This window comes from Kitasatospora sp. NPDC038210 (assembly GCF_055600605.1).
In genome coordinates, this window is sequence record NZ_JBVJYK010000006.1 from 187,154 (window position 1) to 200,540 (window position 13,387).

The 13,387-nt window shown below is 72.8% G+C and carries 11 protein-coding genes; 5 read left to right on the forward strand and 6 right to left on the reverse strand.

Annotated elements, in window-relative coordinates; all coding sequences use genetic code 11:
• The first annotated feature begins 171 nt into the window (after positions 1-171).
• Together ACZ7KX_RS14895 and ACZ7KX_RS14900 are read left to right on the forward strand one after the other, a co-directional pair.
• Positions 172-1,347: an inorganic phosphate transporter gene (locus tag ACZ7KX_RS14895; RefSeq protein ID WP_470326787.1), complete on the forward strand. Its 1,176-nt coding sequence runs from the start codon at positions 172-174 to the stop codon at positions 1,345-1,347.
• A gap of 26 nt (positions 1,348-1,373) precedes the next feature.
• Positions 1,374-1,625, forward strand: coding sequence for a hypothetical protein (locus tag ACZ7KX_RS14900; RefSeq protein ID WP_350522945.1), 252 nt, complete (start codon positions 1,374-1,376; stop codon positions 1,623-1,625).
• 148 nt (positions 1,626-1,773) lie between these two features.
• On the opposite strand, the gene ACZ7KX_RS14905 is transcribed toward ACZ7KX_RS14900, so the two are convergent.
• Both ACZ7KX_RS14905 and ACZ7KX_RS14910 read right to left on the reverse strand, forming a co-directional pair.
• A complete protein-coding gene (locus ACZ7KX_RS14905; RefSeq protein WP_470326967.1) occupies positions 1,774-3,270 on the reverse strand; it encodes an MDR family MFS transporter in 1,497 nt (498 codons plus the stop codon).
• A gap of 259 nt (positions 3,271-3,529) precedes the next feature.
• Positions 3,530-3,979 (reverse strand): MarR family winged helix-turn-helix transcriptional regulator, encoded by a 450-nt coding sequence (locus ACZ7KX_RS14910; RefSeq protein ID WP_402800814.1) that lies wholly within the window; start codon positions 3,977-3,979, stop codon positions 3,530-3,532.
• A 125-nt stretch (positions 3,980-4,104) separates the two neighbouring features.
• Between ACZ7KX_RS14910 and ACZ7KX_RS14915 the strand changes: the two genes are divergently transcribed.
• Entirely contained in the window at positions 4,105-5,151 is a 1,047-nt protein-coding gene (locus tag ACZ7KX_RS14915; RefSeq protein WP_470326788.1) for an ABC transporter permease, read from the forward strand.
• A gap of 127 nt (positions 5,152-5,278) precedes the next feature.
• On the opposite strand, the gene ACZ7KX_RS14920 is transcribed toward ACZ7KX_RS14915, so the two are convergent.
• The 4 genes from ACZ7KX_RS14920 to ACZ7KX_RS14935 form a co-directional block, all read right to left on the reverse strand.
• Complete coding sequence (locus tag ACZ7KX_RS14920) at positions 5,279-6,493, reverse strand: ROK family transcriptional regulator (protein WP_470326789.1); 1,215 nt, start codon at positions 6,491-6,493, stop codon at positions 5,279-5,281.
• 17 nt (positions 6,494-6,510) lie between these two features.
• Positions 6,511-7,077: a GtrA family protein gene (locus tag ACZ7KX_RS14925; RefSeq protein WP_470326790.1), complete on the reverse strand. Its 567-nt coding sequence runs from the start codon at positions 7,075-7,077 to the stop codon at positions 6,511-6,513.
• A gap of 54 nt (positions 7,078-7,131) precedes the next feature.
• Complete coding sequence (gene lon, locus ACZ7KX_RS14930; protein ID WP_470326791.1) at positions 7,132-9,543, reverse strand: endopeptidase La; 2,412 nt, start codon at positions 9,541-9,543, stop codon at positions 7,132-7,134.
• 350 nt (positions 9,544-9,893) lie between these two features.
• Positions 9,894-10,664, reverse strand: a complete 771-nt coding sequence (locus ACZ7KX_RS14935) for a rhomboid-like protein (RefSeq protein WP_470326792.1) — start codon at positions 10,662-10,664, stop codon at positions 9,894-9,896.
• A 563-nt stretch (positions 10,665-11,227) separates the two neighbouring features.
• Between ACZ7KX_RS14935 and ACZ7KX_RS14940 the strand changes: the two genes are divergently transcribed.
• Positions 11,228-11,965 (forward strand): response regulator transcription factor, encoded by a 738-nt coding sequence (locus tag ACZ7KX_RS14940; protein WP_350522953.1) that lies wholly within the window; start codon positions 11,228-11,230, stop codon positions 11,963-11,965.
• 93 nt (positions 11,966-12,058) lie between these two features.
• Positions 12,059-13,246 carry a sensor histidine kinase gene (locus ACZ7KX_RS14945; RefSeq protein ID WP_396544369.1) on the forward strand — a complete coding sequence of 396 codons (1,188 nt, stop codon included), beginning with the start codon at positions 12,059-12,061 and terminating at the stop codon, positions 13,244-13,246.
• Positions 13,247-13,387 lie beyond the last annotated feature (141 nt).

Below are 13,387 nucleotides of genomic sequence, written 5' to 3' on the forward strand. Positions count from 1 at the left end.
CGCTAATGTCCAGTTCAGCACACCCTGAGTCACCCTAACGAAAGCTCAAAGTCACCCCGAGGCAACCATCGGAACCACGATTCGGGGCCCAGTTCACCTTCCGTTTACCCAGCCGACCTACGGTCGCGACGTCATCAACGTCCGTGCGACAACTACGACGATTGTTTGGGTATGGAACACATCTCGTTCCTGGTGGCCGTTGTGATCATCACGGCGCTCGCCTTCGACTTCACCAACGGGTTCCACGACACCGCCAACGCGGCCGCCACCGCGATCGCGACCGGAGCCCTCCGCCCGAAGGTCGCGGTCACCATCGCGGCCGTCCTCAACTTCGCGGGCGCGTTCCTGTCCGTGAAGGTCGCCACCACCATCTCCGGCGGCATCGTCAACGAGAAGGCCGGGATCCACCCCGAGATCATCTTCGCCGCACTGGCCGGAGCGATCCTCTGGAACCTGCTGACCTGGCTGCGCGGCCTGCCGTCCAGCTCCTCGCACGCACTGTACGGCGGCCTGATCGGCGCCACGATCGTCGGCGTCGGCATGAACGGCGTCAACTTCGACACCGTCGTCACCAAGATCATCATCCCGGCGGTGGCCTCCCCGTTCGTCGCCGGTCTGGCCTCCTGGGGCGCCACGAAGCTGGCCTACGCGATCACCCGCAAGGGCGACCACGCGGCCACCGAGAAGGGCTTCAAGACCGGCCAGATCTTCTCGTCCTCGCTGATCTCGCTCGCGCACGGCACCAACGACGCCCAGAAGACGATGGGCATCATCACCCTGACCCTGGTCTCGGTCGGCGCCCTGCCGCACGGCGCGCTGCCCCCCACCTGGGTGATCGTCTCCGCGGGTGCCGCGATCGCGCTCGGCACCTACATGGGCGGCTGGCGGATCATCCGCTCGATGGGCAAGGGCCTGGCCGACATCCGGCCTCCGCAGGGCTTCGCCTCCGAGTCGGCCGCCGCGACCGTCATCCTGACCTCCTCGCACATGGGCTTCGGCCTCTCCACCACCCAGGTCTGCTCCGGCGGCATCATGGGTGCCGGCCTCGGCGGCCCGAAGGGCGAGCTGCGCTGGAGCCTGGTCCGCCGCATGGTCTACACCTGGGGCCTGACTCTCCCGGCCGCCGCCGTGGTCTCCGGCGGCGCGGCCCTGCTGGCCGAGCAGGGCACCTGGGGCATCGTCCTGGTCGGCGCCGCGCTGGTGGCCGGTTCGGGCGCGATGTGGCTGATCTCCCGCCGCCAGCCGGTCGGAGCGGACAACGTCAACGACGTCACCCCGGTCGAGGTCGCACCGACCGCAGCCACCTCGAACGTCCCCACCCCCGCCTCGACCACGGTCGCGGCCTGACCGCCGCCGGCTGAGGAGCACTCACCATGCACATCAAGTGGAACGCCCTGGCCCAGACCGCCGGCTTCAGCTTCGGCATCACCGTCGCCGTCGTCGCCGTCTTCGCGCTCGGCATCCTGGCGCTGTCCCGCCGCGAGGCCGCGCTGAGCGCCGCCCGCGAGGGCGGCAGCGCCCCGGCTTCCGGCGGCGGCAAGCTGGCCCTGGCCGGCGCGTACGCCTGCTTCGCGGTCTGCGCCGCGGCCGTCGGCTACGGCCTGTCGCTGATCGCCGGTCACTAGCGACCGGCGGGGGCCCGACGCGAAGGGGCCGGGGAGTGCAGTGCGCACTCCCCGGCCCCTTCGCGTATCCCGACGTCCGGCCGGTCCTCCCGGCGGTCCTGTCCTCCCGGCCGATCGGCTCCACCGGCCGATCGGCCCTCCTGGGCGGTCAGTTCTCCTGGGTGGTCTTCAGCGCCGTCTCCCGGATGAACAGCACGGTGACGAAGGCCAGCGCCGCGGAGGGCGCGGCCCACAGGAAGACGGTGCCGACGCCGTGGCCGAAGGCGTCCGTCACCAGCGGGACGATCGGGGCGGGCAGCCTGTGCAGGTCCGGGATGCCGCCGCCGGCCGCCGCGTGCCCGGCCGGGACGTGCGCGGCGGCCAGGTTCTCCGCCAGGTAGTGGCCGACCTTGTTCGTCATCAGCGCGCCGAGCGCGGAGACGCCCATCGCGCCGCCCATGGTGCGGAAGAAGGTGACCACCGAGCTGGCCGCGCCGAGCTCGTGCCGGGGCACCGTGTTCTGCACCGCGAGCACCAGGTTCTGGCTGGTCAGGCCGAGACCGATGCCGGTGATCGCCATGTAGAGGGAGAGCAGCCCGTAGTCCGTGTCGGCCCGGGCGGTGCCGAGCAGGGCGAAGCCGACCGCGAGCAGCGCGGTGCCGGCGACGAGGTAGGCCTTCCACTTGCCGTACTTGGTGATCAGCCGGCCGGCGACGGCCGAGGAGACGGCCAGGCCGAGGATCATCGGCAGGGTCATCAGGCCGGCCGTGGTCGGGGACTTGGCGCGGGCCAGCTGGAAGTACTGGCTGAGGAAGGTGGTCGCGCCGTACATCCCGACGCCGACCAGCACGCTGGCGAGGGCGGCCAGGGTGACGGTGCGGTACCTGAAGAGGTCCGGCGGGATGATCGGCTCGGCGGCGCGGCGCTCGACCACGACGGCCAGCGCGCCCAGCACCAGGCCGCCGCCGACCATGGCCGCGGTCTGCCAGGACAGCCACGCGTAGTTCTTGCCGGCCAGCGTGATCCAGATCATCAACAGGCTGACCGCGGCGGTGATGACCAGTGCGCCCAGGTAGTCGATCTTCGCCTTGCGCTTGACCACCGGCAGCTTGAGGGTCCGCTGGACGACCACGATCGCCGCCAGCGCGAACGGGATGCCGACGTAGAAGCACCAGCGCCAGCCCAGCCAGGAGGTGTCGACGATGACGCCGCCGATCAGCGGGCCGCCGATGGTGGCGAGCGCGAAGACCGCGCCGAAGTAGCCGCTGTACCGGCCGCGCTCGCGCGGCGGGACCATCGCGGCCAGGCAGATCTGGCCCAGTGCGACGACACCGCCGGCGCCGACGCCCTGCAGCGCGCGGCAGGCGATCAGCTCACCGGTGTTCTGCGAGAGGCCGGCCAGGGCGGAGGTCGCGATGTAGATCAGCAGGGCGATCTGCAGCAGCAGCTTCTTGCTGGCGAGGTCGGAGAGCTTGCCCCAGATCGGGGTAGAGGCGGTGAGGGTGAGCAGGGCCGCGGTGATCACCCAGGTGTAGGCGGACTGGCCGCCGTGCAGGTCGGCCAGGATGTGCGGCAGGGCGTTGGAGACGACGGTCGAGGAGAGCACGGCCACGAAGAGGCCGAGCAGCAGGCCGGAGAGCGCCTCCATCACCTGCCGGTGGGTCATCTGTCGGTCGTCGACGGCGGCGGCACTGCCGCTCACCGCCTCGGTGGTCACGGTCATCTGGGTCCTTCGGCGCAGGCGTGCGGGATACGCGCATCATGAAAGTTCGTTGCCTTAAGCAACCATAAGAGGAGATGGTTGAATTAGGCAACTTTCTTCAAGGGTGGGTAAAGGCCCGCTCCACGGGCCCCGGCCCCACCTGCCCGCAGGCCCCGGTCACACCCGTGCGCGACCCCCGGTCACACCTGCCCGCGGCCCCCGGTCACTCGGCCGACGGCTCCCCCAGGACGTCGTTGAAGCGGCGCAGCAGATCCGCGAAGCGGACCACGTCGTCCGGCGACCAGCCGCCCATCACCTCGCGCACCCGCCGCATCCGGACGTCCCGGGCGGCCAGGTAGCGCCGCCGCCCGTCCTCGGTCAGCGACACCAGCGCGGCCCGGCGGTCCAGCGGGTCGGCCTCCCGGGCCACCAGCCCGAGTTCCTCCAGGGCACGGATCTGCCGGCTCACCGTCGCCTTGCCCACCGCGAAGTGCACGCCGACGTCGGTCACCCGGACCCGCCCGGCCTGCTCGATGTAGCCGAGCATGCTGTACGCCATGCCCTCCAGTCCGGGGTGCACCCGGCGTGAGAGTTCCGCCACTCTGGCCCGGCCCCGCCGGAACATCAGCGCGACCTCTCGCTCCACCGCCACCAGGGCTTCCTCGTCGCTCACCGCGTCAGTATCGCCCAGTGGCACCGGCCCGCCCCGCGCGCGGGAGGTGCCACGAGCCAACTACTTCATGGTATGAAGTATCGGCTCTGAAGATCCGTTTTCCGCCGTTACGCAAGGAGATGTCGATGGCAGCCCCTGGGCAGGGTTTCGTCGCCGAACTGAAGAGCGCGGTCACACCGCGCGCGGCACTGCTCGTGATCGGAGTGCTGCTCCTCCAGCTCGGCTTCATCACCTCCTACATCGGGGCGCTGCACAAGCCCGCCCCGCACAACCTCTCCATCGCGGTGGTCGCCCCGCCGCAGGTCACGCCCAAGCTGGTCGGCGCTCTGGAGGCGGTCCCGAACGACGCCGTCAAGGCCGTCACCGCGCCGGACGCCGAGACCGCGACCGCGCAGATCAAGGACCAGAAGATCTACGCCGCGTGGGTCGTGAACCCGACCGGCACCGAGGACACCCTGCTGGTCGGCGGCGCCCGCGGCCCGTCCGCCGCCAAGGCCGCCGAGAGCATCACCACCGCGATCGACCAGACCCAGGGCCGTACGGTCAAGGTCCAGGACGTCGTGCCGCTCGCCAAGGGCGACACCAACGGCCTGTCCTCCTTCTACCTGGTGATCGGCTGGTGCGTCGGCGGCTACCTGGTCGCCTCGATCCTCGGCATCAGCGCGGGCTCCAAGCCGGCCAACGCCCACCGCCTGCTGATCCGCCTGGGCGTCCTGGCGCTCTACTCGGTCGCGGCCGGCATCGGCGGCACGATCATCGCCGGGCCGGTGCTGGACGCCCTGCCCGGCTCGATCCTCGCCCTGTCCGCCGTCGGCGCCCTGGTGGTCTTCTCGGTCGGCGCGTTCACCATGGCGCTGCAGTGCCTGTTCGGGATCATCGGCATCGGCATCGCGGTGCTGGTCTTCGTCGTCCTGGGCAACCCGAGCGCGGGCGGGGTCTACCCGGCGCCGATGATGCCGCCGTTCTGGCGGGCCATCGGTTCGGTGATCCCGAACGGCGCCGGCACCGGCGTCACCAAGTCGATCGCCTACTTCGACGCGACCAACCTGGGGATGCCGATCCTGGTCCTGGTGATCTGGGCCCTGGTCGGCATCGGCATCGCGTTCCTGGCCGTCCTGCGCGGCCCCCGTGCCGAGCAGCCCGAGCGCGAGCCCGTCAGCGTCGAGGCGTGATCCTCGCCGCTCCCCGGCAGCACCGAGCCCCCGGCCCCACCGGCCGGGGGCTCGGCCCGTTCCGGCGGCGGTTCGGCGCGTTCCGGACCGGGGCACCGCGTTCCGGGCGGGCGGACCGTACGGAGGGTCAGCCGACCGAGAGCATCCCCGGGTCGGCGACGATGGCGCGCACGACGCTCACCGCCGCACCCGACAGCGGGCCGCGGCGGCCCAGCCGGGAGACGGTCAGCCGGTCCTCGGCCCACGGCCGGACGGTGACCCGGGCGGCCAGCTCGGTGCGCATGGCGGGGAGCAGCCAGGGCGCCAGCCGGGCGTAGCCGCCACCCAGGACGACCTCGGCCGGGTCCAGCAGGTTCACCGCGCCGGCGGCCGCGATGCCGAGCGCCGACCCGGCGCCGGCCAGGGCCGCCCGGGCCGCCCGCTCGCCGGCCCCGGCCCGCTCGGCGAGCAGCGTCACCCAGTCGCCCCGGGCGCCGGACAGTCCGGCCGCCGCCAGCACCGCCGCCTCGCCCGCGTACTGCTCCAGGCAGCCGTGCGCCCCGCAGGCGCAGCGGGGTCCGTCCGGGCGGACCGGTACGTGGCCGAACTCGCCCGCGTGGCCGCGCGCGCCGCGCAGCAGCCGTCCGCCGACCACGATCGCGGCGCCGACCCCGGCCTCGGCGGAGACGTAGAGGAAGTCCTCCGGGCCGTCGCCCAGCCAGCGCTCGGCCAGCCCGCCGAGGTTGGCCTCGTTGTCGGCCTCGACCGGCAGCTCGGCCAGGCCGTCCGCGGCCGGTCGCAGGGCCGCGCGCAGTTCGGCGGCCACCGGGACGTCCTGCCAGCCCAGGTTGGCGGCGCGCTGCAGCACCGCGCCGGAGTCGCCGACCAGTCCGGGCACGGCCAGGGTGAGTCCGGCCGGGCGCAGGCCCGCCTCGGCGACGACCGCGCGCAGCAGCTGCGCGAGGTCGGCCATGACGGCGGCGGGCTCCCGGCCGCGGCTGGAGATCTCCCGGCGCCGCGAGGCGCGGACCTCCCCACGCAGGTCGACCACGCAGGCGCCCAGGTGACGGACGCCGATCTCGGCGCCGAGTCCGCCGGGGCCGAGCGGGTTGAGTCCGAGCGCGGTGCCGGGGCGGCCGACCTTGCCGCTGGGCGCGGCCGGGCCCGCCTCGACCACCAGGCCGGCGGCGATCAGCTGTTCGGCGAGCGAGGAGACCGCGGCCCTGGTCAGTCCGGTCTCGGCGGCCACCTCGGCGCGGGAGCGCGGGCCGCGCGCGATCACCCCGAGCACCAGCGCCAGGTTGGCCCGGCGCATGCCCTGCTGGCTGGCGGGCCCGGTCCGGACACCGTCCGGTTCGTGCATCAGGCTCACCTCGCCCCCTACGACACATCCCGTGGCATCTCGGGTGCAGCGTAACCGGGTTCCGGGGACACCGTCCCGACCAGGCCGGGTCCGGCCGCCGGACGGTCGGCGAGCCGGGTGAAGACCCACCGCTGCATCGCCCAGAAGCGGAACAGCATCGCGATGAAGGTGCCGACCACCATGCCGCTGAGGAAGTCCGCGACCTCCTGGGTGAAGGAGCTGACGTACGGCTCGCGCAGGTCCAGCACGTACCGCGAGATCGCCAGCGGCACGTCGTTGACGCCGATCGCCACCGCGCTGACCAGGAAGAACAGCAGGGCCTCACGCTGGCGGCCGCCGGCCCGGAAGGCCCAGCGGCGGTTCAGCACGTACGAGACGACGGTGGCGATCACGGTCGCGACGGTCAGCGCGACCACCGGCTTGTGCTGCAGCACGGTGAACTTGAGCTCCAGGTTGATCACCATGGTGAGCACGAAGCAGGTGCCCCCGACCAGCAGGAACTTCACCAGCCGGCGGTGGCGCACCAGGAAGGGGCGCAGCCGGTCCGGCACCCGGGCCAGGGCGCGCTGCGTGGGGGACGGCATCTCCGCAGTCTCGCACGCGGAGATGCCGTCGGCCCCTGGAACCGGCAACGCGGATCAGGCGGCCGCCACCAGTACCTCGGCCGGCTCCAGCGCCAGCTCCAGCACCTCGCGGACGTCCGACACCGGGTGGACGGTGAGCCGCTCCAGCACCTCGGCCGGGACGTCGTCCAGGTCGGCCTCGTTGCGCTTGGGGATGATCACCGTGGTGACCCCGGCCCGGTCGGCGGCGAGCAGCTTCTGCTTCACCCCGCCGATCGGCAGCACGCGCCCGGTCAGCGACACCTCGCCGGTCATCGCCACGTCGGTGCGCACCTTGCGGCCGGAGAGCAGCGAGGCGAGTGCCGTGGTCATGGTGATGCCGGCGCTCGGCCCGTCCTTGGGGACGGCCCCGGCCGGGACGTGCAGGTGCACGCCGCGGTCGCGCAGCGAGGTGACCGGCAGTTCCAGCTCGGCGCCGCGCGAGCGCAGGAAGGAGAGCGCGATGTGCGCGGACTCCTTCATCACGTCGCCCAGCTGCCCGGTGAGGGTCAGCCCGGTGCCGCCGGTCTCGGCGTCGGCCAGCGAGGCCTCGATGTAGAGGACGTCGCCGCCGGCACCGGTCACCGCGAGGCCGGTGGCCACGCCGGGGACGGCGGTGCGGCGTTCGGTCGGCTCCTGGGCGGACTCCGGCACGTGGTGCGGCCTGCCGATCAGGGCGCGCAGGTCCTCCGCGCCGACCGCCGCGGGCAGCTCGCGCTCGCCCAGCTCGGCCTGCGCGGCGATCTTGCGCAGCACCCGGGCGATCGAGCGCTCCAGGTTCCGGACGCCCGCCTCGCGGGTGTACTCCCCGGCGAGGCGGCGCAGCGCCGTCTCGTCGACGCTGACCTGCTCGCCGCCGAGACCGGCCTTCTCCAGCTGGCGCGGGAGCAGGTGGTCGCGGGCGATGACGACCTTCTCGTCCTCGGTGTAGCCGTCCAGCCGGACCAGCTCCATCCGGTCGAGCAGCGGCTCGGGGATGGCCTCCAGCACGTTGGCGGTGGCGAGGAAGACGACGTCGGAGAGGTCGAGCTCGACCTCCAGGTAGTGGTCCCGGAAGGTGTGGTTCTGCGCCGGGTCCAGCACCTCCAGCAGGGCGGCGGCCGGGTCCCCCCGGTAGTCGGAGCCGACCTTGTCGATCTCGTCGAGCAGGACGACCGGGTTCATCGAGCCGGCCTCCTTGATCGCCCGCACCAGCCGGCCGGGCAGCGCGCCGACGTAGGTGCGCCGGTGGCCGCGGATCTCGGCCTCGTCCCGGACGCCGCCGAGCGCGACCCGGACGAACGTGCGGCCCATGGCGCGGGCCACCGACTCGCCGAGCGACGTCTTTCCGACCCCGGGAGGCCCGACCAGGGCCAGCACCGCGCCGCCCCGGCGGCCGCCGACCAGGCCGAGCCCCTGGTCGGCCCGGCGCTTGCGGACGGCCAGGTACTCGACGATGCGCTCCTTCACGTCGGCCAGGCCGGCGTGGTCGGCGTCCAGCACCGCGCGGGCGCCGGCGATGTCGTAGGCGTCCTCGGTGCGCTCGTTCCAGGGCAGCTCCAGGACGGTGTCCAGCCAGGTGCGGATCCAGGAGCTCTCGGGCGACTGGTCGGAGGCGCGCTCCAGCTTGTCGACCTCCTTGAGCGCGGCCTCGCGGACGTTCGCGGGGAGGTCGGCGGCCTCGACCCGGGCGCGGTAGTCGCCCTCCTCGTCGGCCGGCTCGCCGTTCAGCTCGGCCAGCTCCTTGCGGACGGCCTCCAGCTGGCGGCGGAGCAGGAACTCCTTCTGCTGCTTGGCCACGCCCTCCTCGACGTCCTTGCGGATGGTGTCGTTGACCTCCTCCTCGGCGAGGTGGTCGCGCAGCAGGGTCAGCGCGTACTCCAGGCGGGCGACCTGGTCGGCCTCCAGGAGCACCTTGAGCTTCTGCTCCGCGGTGGCGAAGGGCGCGTAGCCGATGTTGTCGGCGAGCTCGCCGACGCCCTCGATCTGGGCGACCCGGTCCACGATCTGCCAGGCGCCGCGCTTGCGCAGCCACTGGGTGGACAGCGCCTTGTACTCCTTGACCAGCTCGGCGGCCCGGCCGGCCACCGGGGTGCCCACGGAGGACTCCCGGAACGGGGTGGTCTCCACCCAGAGGGCGGCGCCGGGGCCGGTGGTGCCGACGCCGATCCGGAGCCGGCGCACGGCGCGCACCAGCGCGACCGGCTGGCCGGCGGTGTTCGGACCGTCGGCCAGCCGGCCGACCTGCTCCACGGCGGCCAGTGTGCCGGCCGCCGCGTACGAGCCGTCCACCCGCGGGACCAGCAGGACCTGCGGCTTGCCGCCGCCGGCGGCCGCGGCGCGGGCGGCCTCGACGGCGGCGCGCACCTCGGTGTCCTTCAGGTCCAGCGGGACCACCATGCCCGGCAGGACGACCTCGTCGTCGAGCGGCAGGACGGGCAGGGTGAGCGGTGTGGACGTCGATGCCATGATCTCTCCCCAGTCAGTGAACTTGAGTCGACCTGACTAAGGCTTGGCGGGGGCCGGATGTTCCCGGGGTTCAGTTCGCCGTGAGCGAACACGATCCGGCCGGGAAGGCGGCGCGGGCGGCCCGCGGGCGGGCCGTCAAAAGCGCACCTGGGAAGCGTCCGTCGAATCTGGGGAATTCCTGGACGCGCCGGGGGAGCCCGGCCCCCCGAACCCCGGCGCATGAACGTCAGCACGCGAAACTCGGCACGTGAATGGCAGCGCATGAACGGCTGCACGTGAACGTCGGCGCGTGAATGCCCGCACGTGAATGCCGGTGCGTCGACCTCGGCGCGAACCTCGGCGCGCGAGCCTCAGCGCGCGGTCCACACGCGCGCCCCGCCGCGCGCCGGCGCGGCGCCGACCGTCGCGGCGCGGTACCGGGGCGGGCGCCGTTCGATGCGCCGCAGCCAGCGCCAGAGCGCCACCCCCGTGAGCACCGCGGCCGGGTGCCCCACGGCGGTGACCACGTCCTTGTCGGAGGCGATCTGCTCGGCGATCATCAGCCCGGCGCCGCCCAGTGCGAGCAGCCGCCCGGGCCAGGAGAGCAACCCGGCCACCGCGCCCAGGCAGGCGAGCACGCCGTAGCTGACCCCGATGTCCAGGTGGTCCATCGCCTCGGGCGCCATCCGCCCGGTCTCCACCGCGAGGATCACCACGCCCTGGGAGAGCAGCGTGGCCGCGACGTGCCCGGCCGCGAAGACCGCCGCCGCCCTGGCCGGCCCGACCTTGCGCTCCAGCGGTGCGAGGGTGAAGGCGAATCCCCACAGGTACGGCATCCACACCTCGCCGGCCACCCAGAACCCGCTCAGGACGAGGGCCCGGACGGGATGCTGGAGCAGGTTGTGGCCGTCCGAGCTGGAGGCCTCCTGCAGGCGCTGCACGAGTTCAGGGTCCGCGAGCCCGGCGAAGGTCGTGGTGGCTCCCACGACGGCGAGGTACCCGAGGGTGAAGGGGTTGCGCCGGGGTGTCGGCACGCGTTCCAGCAGCCACCGCACGACGCCGGTGCGAAGCCCGTGCCGGAGCATCCCGTACGGCGCTCCCGCGGGCGCGCAGCCGTCGGCGTCCCGCCGCAGACCCGCCATGCCGCCTCCGCTCCGCACCCGTGGCCGCCGGCTCACTCCCCGTGCCCAACGTACCGGCACGCACCGCGGGTTCCGCCCGGACGGGTGTTGTCGTGGCCACGGTACGTCGAGGTTCTGGGAGGCAGCTGGGAAAAGCCCGTGAAGACCGCCGCCTCGGCGGAGTGCCGGATTCCCGACATTGGTCCAGACCTTGTTTCGATTGACGCGTCAGTAGGGCCTCTGACCGGCGACTTGGCGTCAACTCGACTGCATACGTACCGTTACGCAGTGAAAATTCGCCGGGTAAGGTATCGGCCCGTGCCCACTCGTGCAGTGGGTCAGCGGGCGGCCCGAACAGCCGGCCCACGGGCCGGAAACGTCCGGTCCACCTGCCGGAAAGCATCCGTTGTCCGTACGCTGCGAAGTGCGCGGGAGAAGTGGGCGGCCGACGAGTCCGTCCTCGCCTCCCGATCGCGCGACGGGACGGCGGACCCGGCACAGTCCACGACGGAACAAGACTACGAGCGGAGCCCCGCCATCCCCACAGGTGGCCGGCCCGCAGCCCTGGGGGCGGTGGCGTGACCGTGACAGAAATTCAGCAGGACAACGTCAACACCGGCGGCACGGTGAGCAGCCAACGCAGAGTGCTGGTGGTGGAGGACGAGCCGACGATCGCCGAGTCGATCGCAGCCCGACTGGGTGCGGAGGGCTTCAAGGTCGCCGTGGCCCACGACGGCCCCGGCGCGGTCGACGGCTTCCACACCTGGCAGCCGGACCTCGTCGTCCTCGACATCATGCTGCCCGGCTTCGACGGCCTGGAGGTGTGCCGCCGGATCCAGGCCCAGCGCCCGGTGCCGGTGCTGATGCTGACCGCGCGCGACGACGAGACGGACCTGCTGGTCGGTCTCGGCGTGGGCGCGGACGACTACATGACGAAGCCGTTCTCGATGCGCGAACTGGCCGCCCGGGTCAACGTGCTGCTGCGCCGCGTCGAGCGCGCCCAGCAGGCCGCCCGCACGCCCGCGCTCGGCAGCCTGCGCTTCGGCGAGCTGGAGATCGACCACGTGCAGCGCCGGGTCCGGCTGGCCTCGGGCGACGTCCACCTGACGCCGACCGAGTTCGACCTGCTCGCCTGCCTGGCCGCCCAGCCGCGCGCGGTGCTCACCCGCGAGCAGCTGCTGGCCGAGGTCTGGGACTGGACGGACGCGTCCGGCACCCGCACGGTGGACAGCCACGTCAAGGCGCTGCGCCGGAAGATCGGTGCCAGCTGGATCCGCACCGTGCACGGCGTCGGGTACGCCCTGGAAGCCCCGCTCTCCTAGGCCGACCCCGGACGACGGGCCGCCGGGGGGCCCGTGTCCGGACGACGCCTGGCCACCACGCGGGGGGACACCCGCGGGGACCACAGGGAACCAATGACCTTTCCACAGCAACGCAACGGGGAATCCGACGGCGCGCGGCCGCAGCCGCTGGCCGTCCGTGCCGCCCACCGGGTCTGGGCCGACATCCGGCCGCTCGACCCGGTCCGCTCGATCAAGGGCAAGCTCGCCCTGCTGGTGATCGTCTCCGTGTTCCTGGCCACCGGGATGGTGGTCGTGGCGATCCGGTCCGAGACCCAGATCCGGATCATCATGGTCTTCTCCATGATCGCCTCGCTGCTCTTCATGCAGTTCCTCGCGCACGGGCTGACCGCCCCGCTGCGCGAGATGACGGACGCCGCCCGCGCGATGGCCTCCGGCGACTACAGCCGCCGGGTCGAGGTGAACTCGCGCGACGAGATCGGCGAACTCGCGGCCGCCTTCAACGGGATGGCCGCCGACCTGGAGGCCGCCGACCAGCACCGGCGCGAGCTGGTCGCCAACGTCTCGCACGAGCTGCGCACGCCGATCGCCGCGCTGCGCGCCGTCCTGGAGAACGTGGTCGACGGTGTCGTCCAGCCCAATCCGGCGACGCTGGGGGCGGCTCTGGAGCAGACCGAGCGGCTCGGCCGCCTGGTCACCCACCTGCTCGACCTCTCCAAGATCGACGACGGCGTGGTCGACCTGGACGCGCGCCGCTTCGAGGTGCGCGAGTTCCTGGACGGCGTGCTGCGCGGGGTCACCGTGGACGGCGCGACGGCCGGCGGGGCCTTCTCCCGACGCGGGGACGTCCGGCTGGCCCTGGAGGTCAGCCCGGCCGGCCTGACCGGCGTGGCGGACCCGGAGCGGCTGCACCAGGTGGTCGCCAACCTGGTCGACAACGCCTGCAAGCACTCCCCGCCCGGCGGGACCGTGACGGTGCGCGCCCGGCCCGACGGCGAGGACGGCGCCCTGCTGCTGGAGGTCCAGGACGAGGGCCCGGGCATCCCCCCGGCCGACCGCACCCGGGTCTTCGAGCGGTTCAGCCGCAGCGGCACCGCGACCGCCGCCGGACCGGGCGCGGACGGCGGCACCGGTCTGGGCCTGGCCATCGCCCGCTGGGCGGTGGACCTGCACGGCGGGCGGATCGCGGTCGCCGAGTCGCCGCGCGGCTGCCGGATCGAGGTCCGCCTGCCCGGGCGACGGCCGGGCGACGGCCGGGACATTTGTCACAGATCCGACACAGACGCATACGAAGATCGTTAGCGGATTACTGTACGGGTTTGTCCGGTTTGCTCCGGGTATCAGGCGCCTTCGACGCCGATCGGTTCCCCTCAGATACGGCTTTCTAACGTACTTTTTCAGCCAAACTGCAGGTCAGGACTGTGATCTGGACGACGCCTGGCC